The 22,020-nt window shown below is 59.1% G+C and carries 18 protein-coding genes; 3 read left to right on the top strand and 15 right to left on the bottom strand.

Translation table 11 applies throughout. From position 1 onward, the window contains the following. Positions 1 to 138 precede the first annotated feature (138 nt). Both GOV80_RS05510 and GOV80_RS05515 read right to left on the bottom strand, forming a co-directional pair. Positions 139 to 2,673, bottom strand: a complete 2,535-nt coding sequence (locus GOV80_RS05510; RefSeq protein ID WP_170783173.1) for a hybrid sensor histidine kinase/response regulator — start codon at positions 2,671 to 2,673, stop codon at positions 139 to 141. Positions 2,674 to 2,741: 68 nt separating this feature from the next. Further along, the gene (locus GOV80_RS05515; protein ID WP_170783174.1) at positions 2,742 to 3,773 is read right to left on the bottom strand and encodes a carbon-nitrogen hydrolase family protein; all 1,032 of its coding nucleotides are present in this window, start codon (positions 3,771 to 3,773) and stop codon (positions 2,742 to 2,744) included. A 169-nt stretch (positions 3,774 to 3,942) separates the two neighbouring features. Here GOV80_RS05515 and GOV80_RS05520 point away from each other — a divergent pair, with 169 nt between their 5' ends. Both GOV80_RS05520 and GOV80_RS05525 read left to right on the top strand, forming a co-directional pair. Then, on the top strand, positions 3,943 to 4,890 hold the full coding sequence (locus tag GOV80_RS05520; RefSeq protein ID WP_170783175.1) for an AraC-like ligand-binding domain-containing protein: 948 nt from the start codon (positions 3,943 to 3,945) through the stop codon (positions 4,888 to 4,890). Positions 4,891 to 5,027: 137 nt separating this feature from the next. After that, a complete protein-coding gene (locus GOV80_RS05525) occupies positions 5,028 to 6,758 on the top strand; it encodes a GMC family oxidoreductase (RefSeq protein ID WP_170783176.1) in 1,731 nt (576 codons plus the stop codon). A 3-nt stretch (positions 6,759 to 6,761) separates the two neighbouring features. On the opposite strand, the gene GOV80_RS05530 is transcribed toward GOV80_RS05525, so the two are convergent. From GOV80_RS05530 to GOV80_RS05590, 13 genes are all read right to left on the bottom strand, one after another. After that, positions 6,762 to 8,264 carry an enoyl-CoA hydratase-related protein gene (locus GOV80_RS05530; protein ID WP_170783177.1) on the bottom strand — a complete coding sequence of 501 codons (1,503 nt, stop codon included), beginning with the start codon at positions 8,262 to 8,264 and terminating at the stop codon, positions 6,762 to 6,764. Between the two features lie 51 nt (positions 8,265 to 8,315). Further along, entirely contained in the window at positions 8,316 to 9,236 is a 921-nt protein-coding gene (locus GOV80_RS05535) for a helix-turn-helix transcriptional regulator (protein ID WP_170783178.1), read from the bottom strand. A 64-nt stretch (positions 9,237 to 9,300) separates the two neighbouring features. Next, on the bottom strand, positions 9,301 to 9,747 hold the full coding sequence (locus GOV80_RS05540) for an acyl-CoA thioesterase (RefSeq protein WP_170783179.1): 447 nt from the start codon (positions 9,745 to 9,747) through the stop codon (positions 9,301 to 9,303). Further along, positions 9,747 to 10,937, bottom strand: coding sequence for a benzoyl-CoA 2,3-epoxidase subunit BoxA (gene boxA / locus GOV80_RS05545; protein ID WP_170783180.1), 1,191 nt, complete (start codon positions 10,935 to 10,937; stop codon positions 9,747 to 9,749). The genes GOV80_RS05540 and boxA overlap by 1 nt, the downstream gene beginning before the upstream one ends. Further along, a complete protein-coding gene (locus tag GOV80_RS05550; RefSeq protein WP_170783010.1) occupies positions 10,934 to 11,101 on the bottom strand; it encodes a hypothetical protein in 168 nt (55 codons plus the stop codon). The genes boxA and GOV80_RS05550 overlap by 4 nt, the downstream gene beginning before the upstream one ends. An 80-nt stretch (positions 11,102 to 11,181) precedes the next feature. Next, positions 11,182 to 12,633, bottom strand: a complete 1,452-nt coding sequence (gene boxB, locus GOV80_RS05555) for a benzoyl-CoA 2,3-epoxidase subunit BoxB (protein ID WP_170355230.1) — start codon at positions 12,631 to 12,633, stop codon at positions 11,182 to 11,184. 33 nt (positions 12,634 to 12,666) lie between these two features. Next, positions 12,667 to 14,325 (bottom strand): 2,3-epoxybenzoyl-CoA dihydrolase, encoded by a 1,659-nt coding sequence (gene boxC / locus GOV80_RS05560; protein ID WP_170783181.1) that lies wholly within the window; start codon positions 14,323 to 14,325, stop codon positions 12,667 to 12,669. Between the two features lie 80 nt (positions 14,326 to 14,405). Next, on the bottom strand, positions 14,406 to 14,858 hold the full coding sequence (locus tag GOV80_RS05565) for a DUF309 domain-containing protein (RefSeq protein WP_170783182.1): 453 nt from the start codon (positions 14,856 to 14,858) through the stop codon (positions 14,406 to 14,408). Then, positions 14,855 to 15,673 (bottom strand): alpha/beta fold hydrolase, encoded by an 819-nt coding sequence (locus GOV80_RS05570; RefSeq protein WP_170771675.1) that lies wholly within the window; start codon positions 15,671 to 15,673, stop codon positions 14,855 to 14,857. Before GOV80_RS05570 ends, GOV80_RS05565 begins: the two co-directional genes overlap by 4 nt. Next, positions 15,670 to 17,208: a benzoate-CoA ligase family protein gene (locus GOV80_RS05575; protein ID WP_170771677.1), complete on the bottom strand. Its 1,539-nt coding sequence runs from the start codon at positions 17,206 to 17,208 to the stop codon at positions 15,670 to 15,672. The genes GOV80_RS05570 and GOV80_RS05575 overlap by 4 nt, the downstream gene beginning before the upstream one ends. 228 nt (positions 17,209 to 17,436) lie before the next feature. Next, positions 17,437 to 18,933 carry a TRAP transporter large permease subunit gene (locus tag GOV80_RS05580; protein ID WP_170783183.1) on the bottom strand — a complete coding sequence of 499 codons (1,497 nt, stop codon included), beginning with the start codon at positions 18,931 to 18,933 and terminating at the stop codon, positions 17,437 to 17,439. Next, on the bottom strand, positions 18,930 to 19,490 hold the full coding sequence (locus GOV80_RS05585; RefSeq protein WP_170771681.1) for a TRAP transporter small permease: 561 nt from the start codon (positions 19,488 to 19,490) through the stop codon (positions 18,930 to 18,932). Before GOV80_RS05585 ends, GOV80_RS05580 begins: the two co-directional genes overlap by 4 nt. 82 nt (positions 19,491 to 19,572) lie before the next feature. Further along, positions 19,573 to 20,601, bottom strand: a complete 1,029-nt coding sequence (locus tag GOV80_RS05590) for a TRAP transporter substrate-binding protein (RefSeq protein WP_170783184.1) — start codon at positions 20,599 to 20,601, stop codon at positions 19,573 to 19,575. Positions 20,602 to 20,848: 247 nt separating this feature from the next. Here GOV80_RS05590 and pobA point away from each other — a divergent pair, with 247 nt between their 5' ends. Then, positions 20,849 to 22,018 (top strand): 4-hydroxybenzoate 3-monooxygenase, encoded by a 1,170-nt coding sequence (gene pobA, locus GOV80_RS05595; RefSeq protein WP_170783185.1) that lies wholly within the window; start codon positions 20,849 to 20,851, stop codon positions 22,016 to 22,018. Positions 22,019 to 22,020: the final 2 nt, after the last annotated feature.

Below are 22,020 nucleotides of genomic sequence, written 5' to 3' on the forward strand. Positions count from 1 at the left end.
TTTATCTGGAATAGAACCCCGCAATCATATAGCCAAGCTGGATCGCGGAGTCTTCACACGCTCTGGCTGCGCTCGGTTGGAAAGGTCTGGCCCAAGGTGTGTTTCCACCAATCGAGCCGTTAAAAAGAGTTCTTCTGCTCACGTTTCCCCAGACCTGGAGGTGAGCAGAATCTCATTCAATTGGGCAAGAATGGTTTCAATTTCGTCCCCTCCCTTTTGGATCAGCGTATCGACCGATCCATTCAGACGTATTCGATCCTCGCTGGATAGGGTTTTGGCGGTCACAATGATGACCGGTATATCTTTCCAGTCGGGGTTTTTCTTCATTCCGGCCAGAAACTCGAACCCGTCCATTTCAGGCATCATGAGGTCCAAGAGGATCACGTCTGGAACAGATTGAGACAAGCGTTGCAACGCGTCCAGCCCGTTGACGGCCTCGTCGATCTGCCAACCCTCCCGGCCGAGGACGCGGCAGATCAATTCGCGGGTTGCAACTTCGTCTTCGACAACCAGGACCGTCGGGGTTGGTTGCGTTGGGCAATGCTCTTTGAGGGCCTTCAGCAGCGCGACTGTGTCGATCGGCTTGTCCAGATACTCGCTGGCCCCGAGAGACAGGCCCCGTTTTCGGTCCTCGGCGAAAGTCAGCATGATAACCGGGATATTCCCCAGTTCTGGGTCTTCTTTCAGTTTGGACAACACTGCCCAGCCGTCGATCTCGGGCATGAAAACATCCAGAGTGATGGCGTCAGGCCGCGTTGTCCGTGCTAGTTCCAAAGCCTGATCACCGTTGGTCGAAGCCAGCACGCGATAGCCTTCGCGAACCAGACGTCGCCCCAGCAGATCATGCACAGTTGGATCGTCATCAACCAGAAGAACAAGCGGCGCGTTTGGATCGCTGTTCACGCTGCCCTCGGTAAATTCGGCCCGTTGCAACAGATCAGCGGACGGGTCCTTGCAGATGCGCGGTAGCCGGATGGTAAAGGTCGACCCTTCACCCAACGTGCTGTCACAGTGAATATCGCCGCCCAGTTGCTCGCAAAAGGCTTTGGTGATCGACAGACCCAGCCCAGTGCCGCCATAGTTGCGCGTGGTCGAGGAATCGGCCTGTGTAAAGGCGTTGAAAATCCGGTCAGCCTGCTCCGGTGACATACCTATCCCATGGTCGGAGACGGCAAATTCCAGTTGACCGCCTTCGTTAGACTCCACGACCGACAGCGTGATCTTCTCGTTTTCGGTGAACTTGCAGGCATTGGACAGCAGGTTCAGCAGCGCCTGTCGGACCTTTGTCAGGTCACAAACCATCTCGCCGATATCTTCGGGGCACGAGATTTCCAGCGTGTTGTCGTTTTTCTCGGCCAAAGGTTGCACCGTGGTACTGACGTCGTTGATCACCTGAGAGATGTCGAACGTGTCTAGAGTGAACTCCATCTTGCCCGCTTCAATCTTGGACAGGTCCAGAACGTCGTTGATCAGCGCCAGCAGATGTTTCCCCGCGGACTGAATCTTTTTTAGGTCGTTCAGGTTGGCTTCATCATTCTGGTCTATCGCTTCTTCAAGCATCAACTCGCTATAACCGATGATGGCGTTCAGGGGCGTGCGCAGCTCGTGACTCATATTGGCAAGGAACGAACTTTTGGTTTGACTGGCCGCCTCGGCAATGTCGCGGGCGACGCGCAATTCACTTTCGACCCGTTTCTGAGTGGTGATGTCGCGGCCGTAGACATTCGCGTAGCCCCCATCCGGGACCGGCCAAAGCAACAGCGCGTAGATCAAGTCGCCGGCGGCATGTTCGAAATCCTGCCGCTCGTCCTCGGTCATGCCGCGTGAGACCCGCTCGCGCCAATCGGCTGCGACCTGCGCGCCAACCTTGAAACCCAGCGCCTTGATCAATGGTGCGCTGGCCCGGTTGGCGTAAATAAGCTTGCCCTCATCACTGATACGCAAGACTGGGTTGGGGTTCTCTTCAGGGATGCGAGCAAGTTCACGTATCCGACCTTCGGCCTTAAGTTGTTCGTTCAGCGCTTTGGTATTCGCCAAACTCAACTTGATCCCGTTGATTGCGCTTTTTCTGGTCAGGAACGTGAGCTGCGTAATCGCCAAAACCGTGCCCAAGATTGTGAGCGTGTTGAAATACCACTCCAGCGGTCCCCACAGCAGCATGGACAGCCAGGTCAGAAACAGGACCGGGCTGGAGAAGCCCCACGTCACCCTCAGCGAAAAAGTCGTAGAACCGCCAAACGCGCCGATAAAGGCGAACAGATACAGAACCATCTGCTCGTGCGGCGCCAAAACCGGCATCATGAAAAAATTGAAGCAACCCCATGTTGTTCCAAGGATCACGGAGGTAATGAGGATAACTTTCAAGCGACGTTTCGAGATCGACTTTGGCCTGGGCTTATTACGCAGCGCGTAATAACTTTTCATCCCCATTACATTCATGGCCAGCAACAATGCCAAAGATACGACCGCGGGAAGCGTCAGGTTTGCAGGGCCGAACTGCAAAATCATAACGACAAAAGCCATCAGGAAAGACAGTGCAAATACAGGCGTCGTCGACGCAACGTCCAGTGCCTCGTGAATTCGCAGCTCGCGTTCGTAGTCTTTGTCCTGCCCGTCCTGCACGCTCTTTCCCCCCAAAAGCTCGCCAGCATCTGGACACAAGATCAGGTGCATCCTTCCCCTTGCAAGGATTATCTGCCGAGCGCGATCAATTGTGTTCAATGCGCCGGATCAGGTTCGTATCATGTCGCGGTTTCGGCACCGTCCTGCGATGCTTGTGATGCGGTCCGACCATCTGCGCCCGCAAATTCGCGCGCGTCTTCATTGTCAAAAGCCATGACCGGCGGGCTGGGTTTGTTGTTGAACATCAGCCTGAACACGTCAGGGCGCGAATAATGCCCGCAGGGATCGGCTGCTGCCTTGCCAATGGCAATCATGTTCAGGTCAATCTCGGCAATCACCAACCCTTCTTGGTCCGGCGGGATGACCTCGCCCAAAGGCGATCCGTCGGGGCCGAAAATCCGAGCATAACCACCGCCCTTTTTCAAAAGCTGCTGCTTGACCGGTGTGTCGCACAGCGCTTCAACCATTTCGTCGGACACGGTTGCACAGGCGGCCAGCACGAAGCACTGCCCCTCAACTGCGTAGACCTGGCTGGCGGCGGTATTGACCTCGGGGCCCAGGGCATAGGCCCCACCTTCATAGACCGAAAAGCTGGGCCAGGCGGCGATGTGGATCTGTTCGTTCTGCGCAAACATCGCGTATTTGTTCAAAGGCTGAATATGTTCCCAACAGCACAAGGCCCCGACCCGGCCCAGATCGGTGTCATAGACCACCATGTCGCTGCCATCACCTTCGCCGTAAACCGTGCGCTCAACATGGGTGGGTTTCAGCTTGCGCCGACGCGAGATGACCTCGCCATCCGGCCCATAGTGCCACTGACCCATGTAAAGCGTGCCGTTCACGTTCCACGACAGCCCCATCACCACATGCATGTTGTTGTCGCGCGCGGCCTGCGCCAGCCGTTTATCCTGCGGGCTGCCCGCCACGATCGAGTTTGCCGCGTATTTCGGCACCAACGGCATGTAAAGCGCGGTCGCATCCAGCCAGATGTACCAGGGATAACCGGGCAGCCAGGTCTCAGGGAAAGCGATGATCTTAACGTCCTGCGCAGCGGCCTCTTCGATCAGTTTGATCGCTTTGTCGATCCCCGCATCCAGGTCAAGAAAGGCGGGAGCGGCCTGAACGGCGGCGGCTTTAAACGGGGCAGTCATGGCAATCTCCTTCAGTATCGGTCGGGTCTGATCCGTACTGTGGCACATCTGCGGGTGGCCGATTTCTCAATCTGAGCGGAAAGACGGGTCAGAATGGGCGACATACCGGCAAGGTTTCTTGAAACAACGGTTTCATGATAGAAAACTGACGGGAGATGGGGTTTCCAACATGACGTCTTTGCTCAGCACCAATAGCGTTCGGCGGAAAGACAGGTTTGCATTCTGGCGCGAGGCGGTTTGCGACGCTTACGTTATGCTCGATTGCCACTGCGACCGCCCCGAGGCCTTCGACGGCGAGATCTCACTCAACCGTATGTCGCGCCTGTCCACATCCTTTGTGACCGGCAGCCAGCAACTGGTGCGCCGCCGTCAGAAGGACGTCTCACGCGCCAGCGAGGAAAGCTTTCTGATCAGCCTGCAAATCGCCAAAGAGGGCACCATCAGCCAATGCGGGCGCGCGGCTCATCTGCGGCCCGGCGATTTCACACTCTACAGCAGCACGGATCGCTACAGCATAGACCTGCAAGACGGATTCCGTCAGTTGGTCGTGCAAATCCCACGCGAAGACCTGCTGGCCCATCTGCCCAATGCGGATCAGTTCACCGGGATCACAGTGTCCGGGAACAGCGCCATCGGGCGCGTTGCGGGGTCCAGCGTGGTGCAACTGGTCGAGGCCGCAGATACCGCAGGTGAGGCCGTGCAACACGCAATGCAGACGACCATCCTTGACCTGTTCGTGACCGGTTTGGCCTCGCTCGGGGAAACAGCGTTCGAGCTGTCCAAGCCCGAAAAGCAGATTCTGTTGCGCTCCGATGCCGCCATTCAAGCCAACCTGCGCGATCCGTCTTTTGACCGGAACGTGCTGGCGGCCGGGATGGGCATGTCGGTTCGGCGGCTGACTGAGATTTATGGACGAGACAACCGGTCGATCTCGTCCACTATCCGAAAAATGCGGCTTGCCCGGATCGCCGACGACCTGCGAAACCCGCGCTGCGCGCGCATGTCGATCAACGAAATCGCTCTGCGTTGGGGGTTTGGACATCACCAAAGCCTGACCCGGAACTTCAGAGCGCAATACGGAATGACGCCCCGCGACTACCGAATGCGATGCGCGTGATCCTCGGGGTCCTGTCGCCGCACTGAAGGAGCTTCCGACCTAGATGGGGTTCGCCCCGTTCCAAACCAGCCCTTTGGCCGGACCAAAAGACATGACCGTTGCGCAGCAACGGACCGTTTGAAAACAGGGAGAGACAGATGAAATTGAAGCCAACTTTGGACCTGCTGGCCGGAGATATGTTCAACGCATTGCAGGCGGGTCTGCTGCATGGCCGGATCAGCCGCCGCCGGTTTGTTCAACTGGCCCTTGCCACAGGGGCAAGCGCATTGGCGGTTCAGGCTGCGGCGCAAACCCTGGGCGATGCGGCGATCACTCAGCGCTACAACGCACAGGCACTGGCCCCGCAATATGACTATATCGTCATCGGATCAGGCTCGGGCGGGGCCGTCGTTGCAGGCCGGTTGGCCGCCGAAACCGGCGCCAGCGTTCTGGTGCTTGAGGCCGGAGATACCGACCAGATCGACGCGGTGCTGAACCCGCTGCTCTGGCCCACAAACATCCGGTCCGAGCGGGATTGGGGTTACACAGCGGATCCCAGCGATGCCGTGAATGGCCGCTCTCTGATCCTGCCGATGGGAAAAGTTGTCGGCGGCGGGTCCTCGATCAATGTGATGATCTGGGCGCGCGGGCACAAGAATGACTTCGAATTCTGGGCCGCTGAAACCGGGGATGACGCGTGGAACTATGCCTCGGTGCTGGATATCTACAAACGGATCGAGGACTGGCAGGGCGCGCCCGACCCCGACCGGCGCGGAACCGGAGGGCGCCTTTACGTGGATCAGGTGCGCAACATCAACCCCTCGGCCCAGTCCTTTGTCGAGGCCTGCGGTACCGTAGGCATCCCCGCCTTCGAGGACATGAACGGCGCGATGATGGAGGGCGACGGCGGCGCGGCACTGGCCAATGTGCGTATCCGTGACGGTCAACGTCTGAACCTGCCCGCCTCCTACCTGTGGGAGACATTGGCGCAGCCCAATATCACGCTGTTGACCGGGGCGACCGTGCATGCGCTGACGATGGATGGCACCAAGGTGACGGGCGTCACCTTCGAAAAGGATGGTGAGGTTCAATCTGTCACCGCCGGATCTCAGGTGATCCTGTCGGCGGGGGCCATCAACTCACCCCGCATCCTGATGCAATCGGGGATCGGCCGGGCGCAGGATTTGAAACCACTGGGGATCGAGGTCAAACACGACCTGCAAGGCGTCGGTCAGAATTTTCAGGATCACATTCTGGCCGCCGGGTGCATCTGGGAATACAACACCCCCCTTCCCCCCGCCAACAGCGCCGCCGAGGCCACGTTTTTCTGGAAATCCGATGCGGCGTTGGACACGCCCGACCTGCAACCGTTCCACATCGAGGTGCCCTATGCATCAGAGGTCACCGGCGCGCAGACCGAGGTTCCGCCCGGTGCATGGACCATTGCGCCGGGTCTGGTGCGCCCGCAAAGCCGCGGCAGTGTGCGTCTGACCAGCGCTGACGTGACCGCCCCCCTTGCCATCGACGGCGGGTTCTTGCGAGAAGAGGCCGACCTGACCGCTCTGACCACCTGCATCGAGCTGTGCCGTGAAATTGGCAACGCCGCGCCGATGGCCGAATACGCCAAGCGCGAGGTGATGCCGGGGCCACTGGACAAGGCCAGCCTGAAGGATTTCGCCTGCAACGCAGCAGGTACCTATTTCCACCAAAGCTGCACCTGCAAAATGGGCCGCGATGAGATGTCCGTCGTCGACGGCAATCTCTCTGTTCATGGGCTTGAGGGGCTGTCCATCGCCGATGCCTCGGTCATGCCGCGCGTTTCAACCGGCAACACGATGGCGCCCACCGTGATCATTGGCGAACGGATGGCGGATATCCTGATCGGCTAGGCCTTAGCCGGGAAAGCAGTCGGACAGGGAAATACCCTGTGCGGCGCAAAGCCGCAGGGACGGGCTGGCCGCCCAGGCCAGGCTGTCTTCTTGCGCGTAAGTCTCCAGTCGCGCCAGAAGGGTCGTGGCCCCGATTGTGTCTGCGTAGTGCAACAGCCCGCCGCGCCAGCGTGGAAAGCCAAGTTCTGTCACGCTGGCACAATCGATTTCGCGGGCCGCGGTTGCGATGCCTTCGTCCAACAGGGCGACCGCTTCGTTGATCATGGCGCTCAGCAGCCTGTCCGTGATCTCATCCGCGGCGTAGTCGCAGCGGGTGATCTTGGCAAAATGCGCCTCTTCCAGCGCGAGGTCAGCCACAATCGGGTCCTCGACCTTGCCGCCCCCGCCGGGATAGCGATACCAGCCTGCGCCGACCTTTTTGCCCAGTTTGCCCAACTCGATCATCCGGTCGGCGATGGGAACATATCGCCGGTTCGGGTCGCGCGAGGCGTTTTCGCGGCGATTGGCAAGGGCGATGTCCACACCGGTCAGGTCCTGCGCCTCGTAGGGGCCCATGGTATAGCCGAATTCGACCATGGCCTCGTCCACCTCCCACGGGGTCGAGCCATCCATCAGCACCGTATCCGCCGCTTCGTGGTACCGGGCAAGAATACGATTTGCGATATGGCTAGTGCTGGGGGTGTCCTGCCCCCGCACAGCGCGTTCGGCAAAGAAGATATGGCGCAGGGCGCGGGCTTGTGCGCCTTGCCGCAAGTCCAGAAACGCGGCGCGTTCTTGGGCCATTGCGTCCGACAAAGGGGTCGTGGCGCACAGGGCCACCAGATCAATCGCCCGAGTCGGCGCGATCTGGTGGGGCATCCGCTGCACGACATCGGCGCGCGCGGCCGCAATCGCCGTGTCATCTGCGGCAGGCCAGTCCCGCAATCCGGGTGGCACAGACAGCTCCAGCGTGCCTACATCCAGAAGCCGCGCAACATCCACCGGGTCCTCTGCGATACTGTCCACCAGCCCCAAGGCTTCGGCCTGTTCAGCGGGGACAAGCTTGCCGGTTGCAATCAAATCAACCGCCGCCGCAATCCCGATCAGGCGCGGCAAGCGTTGCGTGCCGCCCGCGCCGGGCACCACGCCCAGCGTCACCTCGGGCAGGCCAATCCGGACACCCGGCGCCGCGATCCGATAGCGGCAAGCCAGCGCCAGCTCACACCCACCACCCAACGCAACCCCCGTTATCGCCGCAACCCACGGCACGTCCGAGGCCTCGATCCCATTCAAAATCTCCGGCAAATGCGGCGCAACCGGCGGCGCGTCAAACTCTCGCGCATCCGCGCCCGCAGCAAATACGCGTTGCGATCCATGCAGTACCACCCGCGACAGACCTTTCTGTGCCTGAACCCAAGCCAACGCATCCCACAGGCCCTGCCGAACACTGAGACCGATGGCATTCACAGGCCGGTTGTTCAGCCTGACAAACCCGACGGTCCCCTGACGCCAGACATCCACGGCCATCATCGGCTCCTTCTGCGTTATAGTTCACTTTTGTGTGGATATAGTCCTAGGTCAAGCATCCAACAGCTTTTGCGTCCGGATCATCGTCACCAATTCATCCAGCGACTGATCCAGCGCCCGCCCCGACGTGTCCAGCATGAACCGCGCCCGCGCATAAAGAACCTCGCGGCTGGCCAAGATCGAGGTCAGCTGCTCCATCGCATCGGCATTGCCCGCCATGGGCCGCTCATCACCCTGTGCGCGCACCCGGTCCATATGCTCCTGCGGCGAGGCCTTCAGCCAGATCGTATGGAAACTGGACAACAGCTTGTTGAGCGTTTCGGGCTCGGACACGATGCCACCGGCCACGGCCAGGATCACGCGGTCATAGTTTTCGATCACCCGGTCCAGCGATCCGGCCTCAAGCTTGCGGTACCCTTCTTGCCCGTAAAGGGCGAGGATCTCGTCAATCGGCATTCCGCCGTGCAGGGCGATTTCCTTGTTCAGCTCCAGAAACGGCGCATCCAGTTGTTCAGCGGCCCGTTTGCCCAGCGTCGATTTCCCGGCACCACGCAACCCGATCAGGCAGATACGCTGTGCCCGACCCGCCTGATCGCTGTCGGGTGAAAGGGCCTGCAACACCTGATCACGCGTTTCGCTGTCGGCGGCAGAGAACAATTCGGCCACGCGCAGGCTGGTGGAGTTCCACGGGTCTTCTGCGCCAACAAACCACTCGATCCGGTGATCCAAAGAACGCGCCACACGTTGCAGCAACCCGATCGAAATATTCCCTGTCCCGGATTCAAGCTGCGCCAGATAGCGCTGTGACACGCCCGAGCTTTCGGACAGAACCCGACGAGAAATGCCCTTGCGTTCACGCGCGCTTCGGACCCGTTCGCCCACCTGCACCATCAGCGCCGAGATGCTGCGTTCGATCTCGGATTCTGTGTCGATCTGGGTCGACACCCCGCTGAAGGTTGTAATTTCCGCCATGTTCCGCAATTCCGAATGTGTATAATAATGCACAATACGTTCGCCGGACCAAAAAGGAAAACGGTTATGTCCCGGTCTGCTCCGCGTCACGCAAAAACGGAGCCAACAGGTCTTGGATATCCTGCGGCGGTTGGCGTTTTTCAAACGCGTCCGCCACGATAAAGACGCTGACCGTTTGGGCCGAAAAGCATATTTGGCTGTCCTGTTCGCCATCGACGCAAAACGTGATGGAGGATGTGCCCAACCGACTGGGCCATACGTGACAGGCCAGCGTGTGCCGGGGCGTGACCGGCGCTTTGAAGTCCATCTCAAGCCGGACGAAGGGCGTGCCGACATTGCGGTCCAGTTCCAGCTGGTACCAGCCCTGACCCAGATGCTCTTCCCACCAGGCGTTGATCGCATCCAGCGTGAACCATGGCAGGCGCCCGGTATATGCGATGCGGGCTGGGTCGCAATCGCCCCATGTCACCCGTATATCATGTCGATAGGCCGAGGCTGGCCGGGCCGACATCAATAGGTCTCCACGTGGTACCGACCGGCGTCGCGCATCTGGTCCCGTAGCGCGGTCCAGTCCTGCCCTACGCCCGCCGCAATTTCGGTCAGGGCCTGCTCAACCCCGTCCTCCATATCCCGCAGGCCGCAGATATAGACATAGCTGTTGGGGTCTTGCAGCAGATCGGCAACGATGTCCCGTTTGGCCAGCATCCTGTCCTGAACATATTCCTTGTCCTGCCCCTCTTGCCGGCTGAATACCAGATGCTGATCCAACAGCGTCTTGGGCACTTTCTGCAACGGCCCGAAATAGGGCAGGCTGTCAGGCGTTCTGGCTCCGAAGAACATCGTCATGCCACCGTGAATGGTGCCCACCTTGCGCTGACGGCGCATGGTAAAGGCGCGCATCGGGGCCGAGCCGGTGCCGGTGCAGATCATCAGGATACGCGCATCCGGGTCGTCGGGCAGCAGGAAAGTCGATCCGAATGGACCGGTGACATTGACCGTGTCACCCTTTTGCAGATCACAGACATAGTTCGAGCAAACGCCGCCCTCTTCGCGTTTGACGGTCAGTGAGACGTTGTTGAAACCGGGACGTTCGCCATCCCGCGGGCTGGACACAGAATAAAGCCGCGGCAGATGCGGTTGTCCTTCATCGGTTGTGCCGGGCGCGATGATCCCGATCGACTGCCCTTCCAGAACCGGCATCGGGCGGCCTTGAAAATCCAGAATGATATGGCGCACATCACTGTCCGAGGACGCCTCGGTCAGGCGGTAATTACCCTGCACAACGGCCTGAACAGGTTTACCCAAATTGTACAGGTTGATCGTGGGTTTCGATGCCGTGGCCGGGGCCTTGGACTTGCCACCAGCACCCTTATGGGCATCGGCCAGCAACGCGGCCATCGCATCATCCAGCGCCTCTATCCCGGTGTCGGCGTCATCCGAGCCCAGATCCTCCTGTTCCGGCAACTCCTCCCACTCATATTGCTGTTCCAGGCTGTAAGGTTCGGTCACCACGCGCCATTCGTCGATTGAGCCGGTCGGACAGACCGGGATGCAATCCATGCAGAAATTGCACAGGTCGGCGTTTACAACCACGTTGTTGTCGTCATGTTCGATGGCCTGTTCGGGGCAGGTCATCTCGCACGTGTAACAACGGATACAGATTTCCGGGTCGATCAGGTGCTGTTTGATGGGTTTGTTCATGATTTATGCCGTCGCTGGATAAGGGCGGGAAGGGTCATGGCGTCGATAAGTGCAGCGCAGATTCCGGTGCAGGTGTCACAGCCAAGACAACGCCCCCGGATCACCGAGTGATTGGGCTGTATCTCGGCCTTGTCTGCGCTGAGTGCGGAACGTTCCGCTGCCATCATCCATGTCCTTCCCGCGTTGGCTGGCAAGATGCGGCGGGCAGAGGGGATCCCCACTACCCTGCCAAACAGGCCCAAGATCAAGCCATGTGCAGTTTCACATATTCGAAATCGCCGGGCTTATTGTCGATCCCGACCTTCGGGGCCGAGATCCAGCCTGCGTATTTGCCGGGCTCATAGCACGGCACCATAAGCGACTGGATATAGGCCCCATCTTCCTTGGACGGCAGCCATTTGTCGGCATTCGCGGCCCATTCCGCTTCAGAGATGATATCACCTTCGGGATTAGCCTTGATCGCGGCAAAGACGCCGATCTGACGGTGGAACGCCTCGTCTGGCAGGGCCAGATTGAACTCGATCCCGGCTTTCTGAATGATCTTGTTCCAGCGCCCGACGCCGCCCGAGGCATCGCGAACATAGTCGTCGCGCAACCGCATGTTGATCGCGGTCAGCGCGGGCACATCCTGCGTCACGATCGCCCCATCAACAATGGATTTCACTGCATAAGTGTCGCTTTGCAGCATGTGGTCGTCGTCGATACGGTTCTCCATATACCGGCCCTTGATACCCGCATTGAAAGCGTTGGCGGCATTGGTCGAAACCTCTTGCCCGAACAGGTCCAGCGACAGCGAATAGTGCAGGTTCAGCTTTTTCTGGATCGTCGGCAGGTCGATCACGCCCAGATCGCGGACCTTGCCGATATCATAAGGGTCGGTCAGACCGGCCTCGTTCATCGCCTCGCAGGTGCGTTGCACGATACGGCTGACACCGGTTTCGCCCACAAACATATGGTGGGCCTCTTCGGTCAGCATAAAGCGACAGGTCCGGCTGAGCGGGTCAAACCCAGATTGCGCAAGGCTTTCCAGCTGCATCTTGCCGTCACGGTCAGTGAAATAGGTGAACATGAAGAAGGACAGCCAATCGGGTGTTTCTTCGTTAAAGGCACCCAGCATCCGCGGCGCTTCTTCGGAGCCCGAGGACCGGATCAGCAGGTCATCCGCCTCTTCCCGGCCATCCTTGCCGAAATATTTCTGCAGAAGATAGACCATCGCCCACAGGTGGCGGCCTTCTTCCACGTTGACCTGAAACAGGTTCCGCATGTCATAAAGCGATGGCGCGGTCAGACCCAAGAACCGCTGCTGTTCGACCGAGCCCGGCTCGGTATCGCCCTGAATGACGATCAGACGTTTGAGCATGTTGCGGTATTCGCCCGGCACCTCTTGCCATGCTTTCTCACCCTTATGCTCACCCATTGGAATGATGCGCTCTTCGACCTGCGGAGCCAGCAGAACGCCCCAGCGGTATTCCGGCATTTTCACATAGTCGAACTTGGCCCAACCTTTGGGGTCGACGCTGACGGCGGTGCGCAGGTAAACCATGGAGTCCTGAAAGTTCTGTGGGATCAGCTTGTTCCACCAGTCGATATAGCCGGGATGCCATTTCTCAAGCGCTTTCAGAACCTTGCGGTCCTGGCTCAGGCCGACATTGTTGGGGATCTGAGTGTCGTAACTTACGTTGATGACGTCTAGCATGTCTTTCTCCTGATGAAGCTCGGGGGGAACCTGTCACACACGTTCCATGTCATATTCGCCGCGCAACCCGGTGCCGTACCGTTGCAACGCGCCATCGGGACCCACCGCATTGGGACGGTTGAAAATCCAGTTCTGCCACGCGGTCAGGCGGCCAAAGATGCGAGTTTCCATGGTTTCGGGACCGGCGAAACGCAGGTTCGCCTCCATCCCGGTCATCGCATCAGGGCTGAACGAGGCGCGCTCTTCCTCGAAGATGCGGATCTCGTCTTCCCAGTCGATGTCATCCAGGATCATCGTCACAAGGCCCAACTCGTCAGCGGCTTCGGCATCCAGCGCGGTGTTTTTATGGTCTTCCATCTGGCCAGCCGCATCGGGCGTGCCATAGAACCGGGTTTCAAGCCGGGTCAGATCATTGCCCATAGGCAAAGGTCCGAAATTGGCATCGGTCAGAGTGACCGTCGCCAAGGGACGATTGTCGCCTTCGAACTCGTCTTCCATCATATACGTACGATCCACCGCCCACAGGATTTCGGCCAGAATACCTGTAAAGCACGAGCCATGTTCGACCAGCGCCGACATCGAACGCGAAGTGACGTCGATCCGTTTCAGTAGGCGCTTCCAATATTGCAGCACCTCATTAGCCAACCAGTGATCGCGATTGGCCAGCAACAACGCCTCATGCGCTTGGAACAGTTCGGGGTCGCCTTGGGTGCGGAAGACCAGCAGGCCCAGTTCCATTTCGTTCAGGCGAAGGTGCAGAATTGCGTCGTCCAGTTCGCGCGCCAGCCGCAACAGATAGGCCTGATCCCCTTGCGCGGTGAACGCGGCCATGTCCTGCGGCGCGTCGGCATCCGGGCCGCTGATCGTCACGGTCGCCTTGCGGGCATCCCGATCAACAGCCACCTCAATCAGGCTATATGTGACCGAGCCATCTTCGCCGACCGTCTTGTCCAACGGACCCAGAACAACCCCGGCAGCATGCGGCTTGGGCATCGCAGCGGCGAATTCGCGGGCACGTTCTTGCACAGTGGCGTCGAACTTGGAGTTCGGCACGACCTCATCCACCAGACGCCAATCCAGTGCCCGCTTACCTTTGACCCCTTCTTCGGTCGAGCAGAACACATCGGCCAGATCGCGCCGCACCTTGCGTTTGTCCGTCACCCGCGTCAGCCCACCCGTGCCGGGCAGAACCGCTAGCAGCGGCACCTCGGGCAGTGCGACCGAGGAGGTGCTGTCATCGGTCAGCATGATGTGGTTGCAGGCCAGCGCCAGCTCATAACCACCCCCGGCGCAGGCGCCTTTGACGGCAGCAATATATTTCTGGCCGCTGTCCTTTTCAGCAGCCTCGTAGGTGTTGCGCGTCTCATTGGTGAATTTGCAGAAGTTCACTTTGTGACTGTGCGCCGCGCCGCCGAGCATGCGGATATTCGCGCCCGCGCAGAACACCCGGTCCTTACCGGATTGCATGACAACCACTTTCACCTCGGGGTGCTCAAAGCGCATCCGTTGCACGATATCGGCCAGTTCGATATCGACGCCCAGATCGTAAGAGTTCAGCTTGAGTTGATACCCCTCGAACAATCCCTGATCTTCGTCGACATCCATAAACAGGTTCGCAACCGGCCCATCATATTCCACCCGCCAATGGCGATATTGCGATGGATCGGTCTGAAAATTGATGACCTTGGTCATGTGCAACTCCTAAGTTCAGTCATGCAGAATAGTGCGCTGCATGTATCGAGTAAAGGAATGAGTGCAAAATAACGCATCTTCTAGATACATTTTTTGCCATTCTCATCCCCCAATTCTACTATCTTGTGCATTATCTTGCACATTTCACCATGCAAACCCAGAACAGCCCCTCCTGCCCGGTCCATCGCCTCGCGAGCCAGATCGTCGGATAAGGTCACTAGACGCGCCATCGCGCGAGGCTGCCCCATCCGGCCTTTCAGACAGGCGTTTGCGTATTGAATAATCGCCTGCACCATCAGACGTTCTGGCGAATTTGGTGGGCAGGCCAGCCAGACGGCCTCGAGCACCTCATGCGCCTCCCAAAAATACCCTTCGCTCAGAAAGGCCAAACCGCTGGTCCAGGCCGATGTATTCTGCAGATCCGACGGCGCAACATCCGACAGGCCGGTTTTCAGCGGGTCAAACAGACCTTCGGGGTGACGCGCTGTCTGACCCGGTACGTAAGCGTGCGGAGGCCAACAGTCGCTGGTCATGCCATTTCAGGCATTGCGTGTTCCAACCGCTCAAGCCGGGCGGTGAACTCTGCGATTGCTGTCAGGGTTGCTGTGGGTTGATCAAACTGAGGGGCGTGTCGACAATTGTCCAGTATCGCTGTTTCGACCGGGGCATAGCTGCGGGTTTCAACCTCGGCAATCTGAGCCAGTGTTCCATACTGATCTTCACGCCCCTGAATCGCAAGCGTCGGAATGCGCAGGTAGTCGATAACATCCGCCACGTTCCAGGTGCGGAAACCGGGGTCCAGCCACGCATCACACCAGCCATTAAATGTCGCCGCCGGGTCGCGGTGATAAGACGCCAGCCGCCCTGCTAGGTCGCCGGTATCAAACGCTTCCCGCGCGGCGGCAATCGAAGCCAACCCCATCTCTTCGGTAAAGAAATGCGGCGCCATCAGGATTAGCCCCCGCACCCGCTGGTCCGAGACCGAACCCGCATAGATCGCCGCGATCGTCGCACCGTCGGAATGGCCCAGCAGAACCGCCCGCCGAATGCCAGCCTGATCCAGAACGGGACCCAGAACCTGCTGCGCTTCGACGGTCATGTAGTCCAGCGGGCGCGGCAATTCTGCTGGATCGGATTGGCCATAGCCAGCACGGGAATAGGCCAGAACACCAAAACCGGTTGCCGCCGAAATCTCGACCGGGAAATCCCGCCACATCGCTAAACACCCCAGCCCTTCGTGCAGCATCACGATGGTCGGCGCATCCTGTGGCGCAGGGCCCCAGATGCCGTATTCCAATTCCTTGCCGTTCACATCCATGCGGCCCGAGCCGCCATCCTGCCAGATCATGCGGTTTCCCTCAGTTTGAAACGTTGGATTTTGCCGGTTGCGGTTTTGGGCAGATCGTCCACCACCTCGACCCAGCGCGGATATTTCCACTTGCCGATCCGGTCTTTGACAAAGTCCTTCAGATCCCCGATCGCATCCGCGCTTTGACCATCTTTCAGAACGACAAAGGCGCGGGGCTTGTCCAAGCCTTGCTCGTCGGCATGGGCCACAATCGCGGCCTCCAGAATGGCGGGATGTTCGATCAGCGTCTGTTCAATCTCGAACGGGCTGACCCATATGCCAGACACCTTGAACATGTCATCCGTGCGCCCGCAATAGATATAGCGACCCTCGGCTGTGCGCTCATACTTGTCGCCGGTCCGGGTCCAATGCCCTTCGAAAGTCGCGCGCGATTTCTCGCGCCGGTTCCAATAGCTTTCGGCAGAGGAAGGACCCCGCACCAGCAGCTCGCCCACTTCGCCATCGCCCACCTCGTGATCGGCTTCGTCGACCAGACGCACGTCATAGCCCGGCACTGCCGTGCCGGAGGTTCCATAGACAATGTCGCCGGGCCGGTTTGACAGGAAGATATGCAGCATCTCGGTAGAGCCCACGCCATCTACGATCTGCGCGCCCATATTCTTCTCCCATGCTTCGCCCACCTCACGCGGCAGCGCCTCGCCAGCCGATGTACACAGGCGCAGATTTGGTTCGCTTTGTAGATCGCCCGCCTCGAACCGCGCATTCATCGCGGCAAAGAAGGTGGGCACACCGCAAAACAGCGTCGGCTTGTGCGCGGCGATGATCTGAAACGCCACATCCGGCGTTGGGCGGCCACCCAGCAGGATCGTCGTTGCCCCAACCGACAGCGGAAAGGTCAGCCCGTTGCCCAACCCATAAGCAAAGAACAGCTTGGCGACCGAGAACACCACGTCCTCTTCCCGGATACCCAGCACCTGCGCCCCGAATGTGTCGGCGGTAGCCCGAAGGCTGGACTGCACATGGCGCACACCTTTGGGCAAACCCGTCGAGCCCGAGGAATAGAGCCAGAACGCGGCCTCATCACTTTCCGACGTGACGGTTTCCACTGGCGTGGCCCCATCCATGAACGCCTCAAGGCTGGTGGTGCCATCGGGCGCGTCGCCTATGACAATCACCTGCCGCAGATTTGTGTTGCCTTGGATCGCAGGTGCGACCGTGTCCCACATCTTGGCCGATACGATCAGGACCGTCGCGCGGCTATCGTTCAGGGTCGCGGCGTAAACCGGCGCGGATAGCAATGTGTTGATCGGCACGGGAATGGCCCCGGCCTTTATCGCGCCCCAGAACAGGATCGGAAATTCGATCTGATCCAGCACGACCATCGCGACGCGCTCTTCCCGGCGCACGTCATGGCGCGCCAGCGCGCCCGCAAACCGTGCGCTTTCCTCGGCCAAGGCGCGATAGGTCAGGGTGCGTTGCTGTCCGTCGGCCTCGTGAAATGCCACTTTGTCACCGCGCCCTTCGCGCAGGTGACGATCCACAAACCAAAGGGCTGCATTCTGGTTTTCTGACACGGGTTCCTCCTCCCCTCGACAGGCCAGCGGCTGCTTGCCGGAAAAACAATCACCCTGCTGCGCGACCCATCTCCCCTATGGGTCGCCTCGTTCGGGGATCATTCGAATCGAGGTTTTTGGAAAATTCCGCCTCGACGCCTGAAATATGCGTTATAATGCACATCTCCCGGATATGTTTGCAACAGTGTTTTTTGCGTTTGTGCATTTTCTTGCACAACTCAGCAAAGGTCAGCCAAATGGGATCAGGAATAGGGTGATCGCCGGGAACAGCACCAAAAGGACAACACGCAGGATGTCAGATCCGACAAAGAACAGCACGGCCTTGTAGGTCTCGGTCATGCGGGTTTCACGGTCCATCGTGTTGATCACAAACAGATTCATCCCGACCGGCGGCGTGATCAACCCTACCTCTACTACGATCAGCACGAGGATACCGAACCAGATGGCTGTGCGCTCTTCGGCGATGCGGTCCGCCATGCCTTGTGTGATGCGGATATCGATCTCTTTCTGCAAATCGCGACTAATCTCGGCCCCCGAAGCCATCAGGGCTTCGACTTCAGCACGAATCTCAGGAGCGATGTCGGCAGCTCCGGCCATCGCAGCACGGGCTGCATCATGTTGCATCGCGATCAGGTCGACCAAGCCGAAATCCAGCACAGATATGACCGGGTAAAAGATGGGAATCGTCAACAGGATCATGCTGAGGCTATCCATTACGCAGCCCAGGATCAGGTAAAACACCAGGATCAGCGCCAGAATTGCCCAGGGGCTGAAGCCCTGGCTCAACACGAAATTCGCCAGTTCCTGCGGCACATTCGTCAGCGCCAGAAACCCGTTATAAAACCCTGCGCCCAGAATGATGAAAAAGATCATCGCGGTGGATTTGGCTGTGGTGGTGAAACTGTCTTTCAGCGTCGACCATGTCAGCCCCCCATTCGCAACCGCGATCAAGCCAGTTCCAGCCGCCCCTACAGCAGCGCCTTCCGTGGGCGTGAACCACCCCGCATAGATGCCGCCGACGACGCCGCCAAAGACAACCAGCACGGGCCAGACGTCCAGCAGCAACCGAAACCGTTCGCGGTAGGGCACGGCGGGACGGGTTCCGGCGCTGTCTGGGTAAAGGCGCACATAGACCGAGACGGCAATCACATAACCCAAAGCCGCCAGAACGCCGGGGATAAATGCGGCCAGAAACAGCTTGGCAATATTCTGTTCGGTCAGGATCGCGTAGATCACCAACACGACCGAAGGCGGGATTAGAATGCCCAACGTCCCTCCTGCGGCCAGCGTGGCGGTAGAAAAGCCACCGGCATAGCCATACCGACGTAACTCAGGCAGCGCCACGCGCCCCATCGTGGCCGCCGTGGCCAGCGACGATCCGCAGATCGCCCCGAACCCCGCGCAAGCTCCGATCGCGGCCATGGCCACACCGCCCCTGCGGTGACCCAGAAAGCCCTCGGCAGCCTTAAACAAGGCCGTAGACATCCCGCCCAGTGTCGCAAAATACCCCATCAGCAGGAACATCGGCACAATCGACAGCGAATAGCTTGAGAAGGTCGTGTAGGTCTCGGATTTCAAACGACCTAGCGGAATGTTCAGGTTTCCGGTGACGGTCACGATGCCGACCAGACCGGTGACGAACATTGCCAACCCAATCGGCACGCGGGCAAAAATCAACAAAAGCAGAGCGGGAAAGGACAGCAACCCGATGGCGAGATCGCTCACGGCAGGAGTTCCTTTCCTGTCGCGCATTCGCGGATGCGGATGCCCGCCATATAAAGACCAACGACCGCCGCCACTACGGCTGCGCAAAAGCTGGCGGCGTAACCCCACCAGACGGGGAATTGCAGGATAAACGTATTCTCGCCAAACCGTAGCTTCGCCATCATGCCCCCAAACAACTGCACCGCGATCAGGACCAAAACGGCGGCAAAGACCACCTCGGCCAACATCCGCAAGATACGGTCAACCCGAGGCGATAGTTTCGAGGTAAAAATATCCACGACCGCATGACCCGAATTCAACTGGCAGAGCGGCAGAAAAGCAAAGATTGCAAAGGCCACGCCCGCCTCGACAATCTCAAAATCGCCATTGATGGGCCCGACGCCCAACCCTAGCGCCCATTCGGAAAAGCCCGGCGCAACCTGCCCGAGCCACCCATGCAGCAATGTATTGAGGGACCGGCCCAGAACCGAGATACAGATCAACAGGATCAAAGCCGTCAGAACCGCCCCGCCCAGCAATGCCATGCCGCGCGCCAGCTTTTCTATCGTTTGGTGCATGTCCCCTCCACCAACGGTGCCGATGCAGATTTTGGAATAATTGCCGCGCGGCGTTCGGAATACGCCGCGCGGAAGGTCCGGCTTAGCTGCCGTACTCGTTCATCAACGCTTTGGCCCGATCGATCAGGGCCTGACCGTCAATGCCCTTTTCGTTCATCTCGGACAGCCAGGTGTCATAGACAGGCTGTGCGGCCTCGGCCCAGGCGGCGGATTGTTCAGCGTCCAGAGTCACCACGTTATTCCCGCGATCCAGCGCGATTTCACGTGCGGGCTCGTCATAGCCCTGCTGGACTTCGCCTGCGAACATGGAAAATTCCAAACCCGAGTTGTCGTCGATGACGGCCTTCAGATCATCCGGCAGTGCGGCGTACTTGTCCTTGTTCATGGCAAGAACGAAGGTAACGGTATACATCATCGGCCCGGTGAATTCGGTGTGATTCTCCACCAGTTCCGGCACTTTCAGCGCCTTGGTCACTTCCCACGGAATGGTCGTGCCGTCGATCACACCTTTGGACAGCGCCTCGGGCACCGCGGGCACAGGCATACCCACCGGGGTCGCGCCCAATGTGCTGAGCAAGGCATTGACCTGACGCGAGGCGCCACGGATTTTCATGCCGTTGAAATCGTCTGGCGTCAGAACCTCTTTGTTGGCGTGGATCATGCCGGGGCCGTGGACCCAGCCACCCAGAACCTTCACGTCCGAGAACTCACGCGCGGCAATGTCTTCTTCCAGCAAGGTCCAGAACGCGGCCGAAGCGGGCTTGGCGTCATTCACCAGGAAGGGCAGCTCGAACACTTCGGTCGACGGGAAGCGGCCCGGCGTATAACCGATGACGTTCCAGGTCATGTCAATCACGCCGTCGATCACCTGATCCAGAAGTTCCGGCGGCTTGCCGCCCAGTTGCATCGAGGGATAGCGGGTGATTTCGATGCGTCCGCCCGAATCCTCTTCGATCTTGTCGGCCCAGACGTCGATGATTTTCGATGGAATCGTCGCCTGGGCAGGCAAGAAGCTTTGCAGGTTGAATTCATACTCGGCCGCGTTTGCCGCCGTTCCCATGCCAAGGGTCAAAGCCCCCAACGCCCCGATGAGCGTGCGTTTGATCTTCATTGGTTCCTCCTCCTCTGCGCGATGCGCCATGATGCAGTTTAATGCATAACATGCATAATATCGCAACTTTTTTGTCGCTGTTTTCGTCGCAAGGTCAAAGCCTTTGAACCTGCACAGCCCGTATCCGGCCATCGCATAGGGTCATGTATGGCCCCCTTATGCTTTAATCGCAACGGTATGCTGGCATCCATGCGTTGCGAAACCCCGTCTGCAATGCAATCCTGCGCAGCGGGGACAGGAGGATCAGATGCGGACACAAGTTCTTGTGATCGGCGGAGGGCCGTCAGGTTTGCTGTTGTCACAGCTTCTGGCAACGCAGGGAATCGACAGCATCGTTCTGGAACGTCGGACGAAGGACTATGTGCTGGGACGCATCCGTGCGGGCGTGTTGGAGAAAGGCTTTGTCGACCTGATGGATCAGGCAGGCGTCAGCGCGCGCCTGCATGCTGAGGCAATTGAACATAGCGGCACATTGATCGCGGTCGAAGAGGACTGCTTTCGGGTCGACTTCCAACACCATACCGGCACCCCGGTTCTGGTTTACGGCCAGACCGAAGTGACCCGTGACCTCTATGACGCGCGCGAAGCCGCAGGTGGCGCGATGATCTTCAACACCGAAAACGTCACCATTCGTGACGCTGAATCCGACGCCCCCTATGTGACCTTCACCACTGATGGGCAAGATCAGCGTATCGATGCGGATTTCGTCGCGGGCTGCGACGGGTTTCACGGGGTCAGCCGCCAAACCATCCCGCTGTCGGTCCGGCGCGAATACGAAAAGATCTATCCTTTTGGCTGGCTGGGCATTCTGTCCGAAACCCCGCCTGTGCATCACGAACTGATCTACGCCTCGTCCCATCGCGGCTTTGCGCTGTGCTCCATGCGCAACGAGGCGCTGAGTCGCTATTACATCCAGTGTTCCCTGTCCGATCATCCGGAAGATTGGACCGATGCCGCCTTTTGGGCCGAGCTTAAACGCCGCATTCCACAGGAATATGCCGATCGCCTTGTAACCGGTCCGTCGATCGAAAAATCCATCGCGCCACTGCGTTCCTTCGTGACCGAGCCGATGCGCTGGGGGCGGCTGTTTCTGTGCGGGGATGCGGCGCACATCGTGCCCCCGACCGGGGCCAAGGGGCTGAATACGGCAGCCTCGGACGTGCACTACCTGTTTCAGGGCTTGAAGGACTATTACCGCGACGGGTCTGAAGCCGGGATCGACGCTTATTCACAAAACGCTCTGGCGCGGGTTTGGAAGGCCGAGCGGTTCAGTTGGTGGTTTTCATCACTTCTGCACCGCTTTCCCGACCAATCCGAATTTGACCTCAAGATGCAACGGGCCGAGATTGACTTTCTGCGCAGCAATGAAGCCGCGCAAAAGGCGATGGCCGAAAACTATGTAGGGTTGCCCTATTGAAG

The organism is Ruegeria lacuscaerulensis, assembly GCF_013034685.1.
Taxonomy (GTDB): domain Bacteria; phylum Pseudomonadota; class Alphaproteobacteria; order Rhodobacterales; family Rhodobacteraceae; genus Ruegeria; species Ruegeria lacuscaerulensis_B.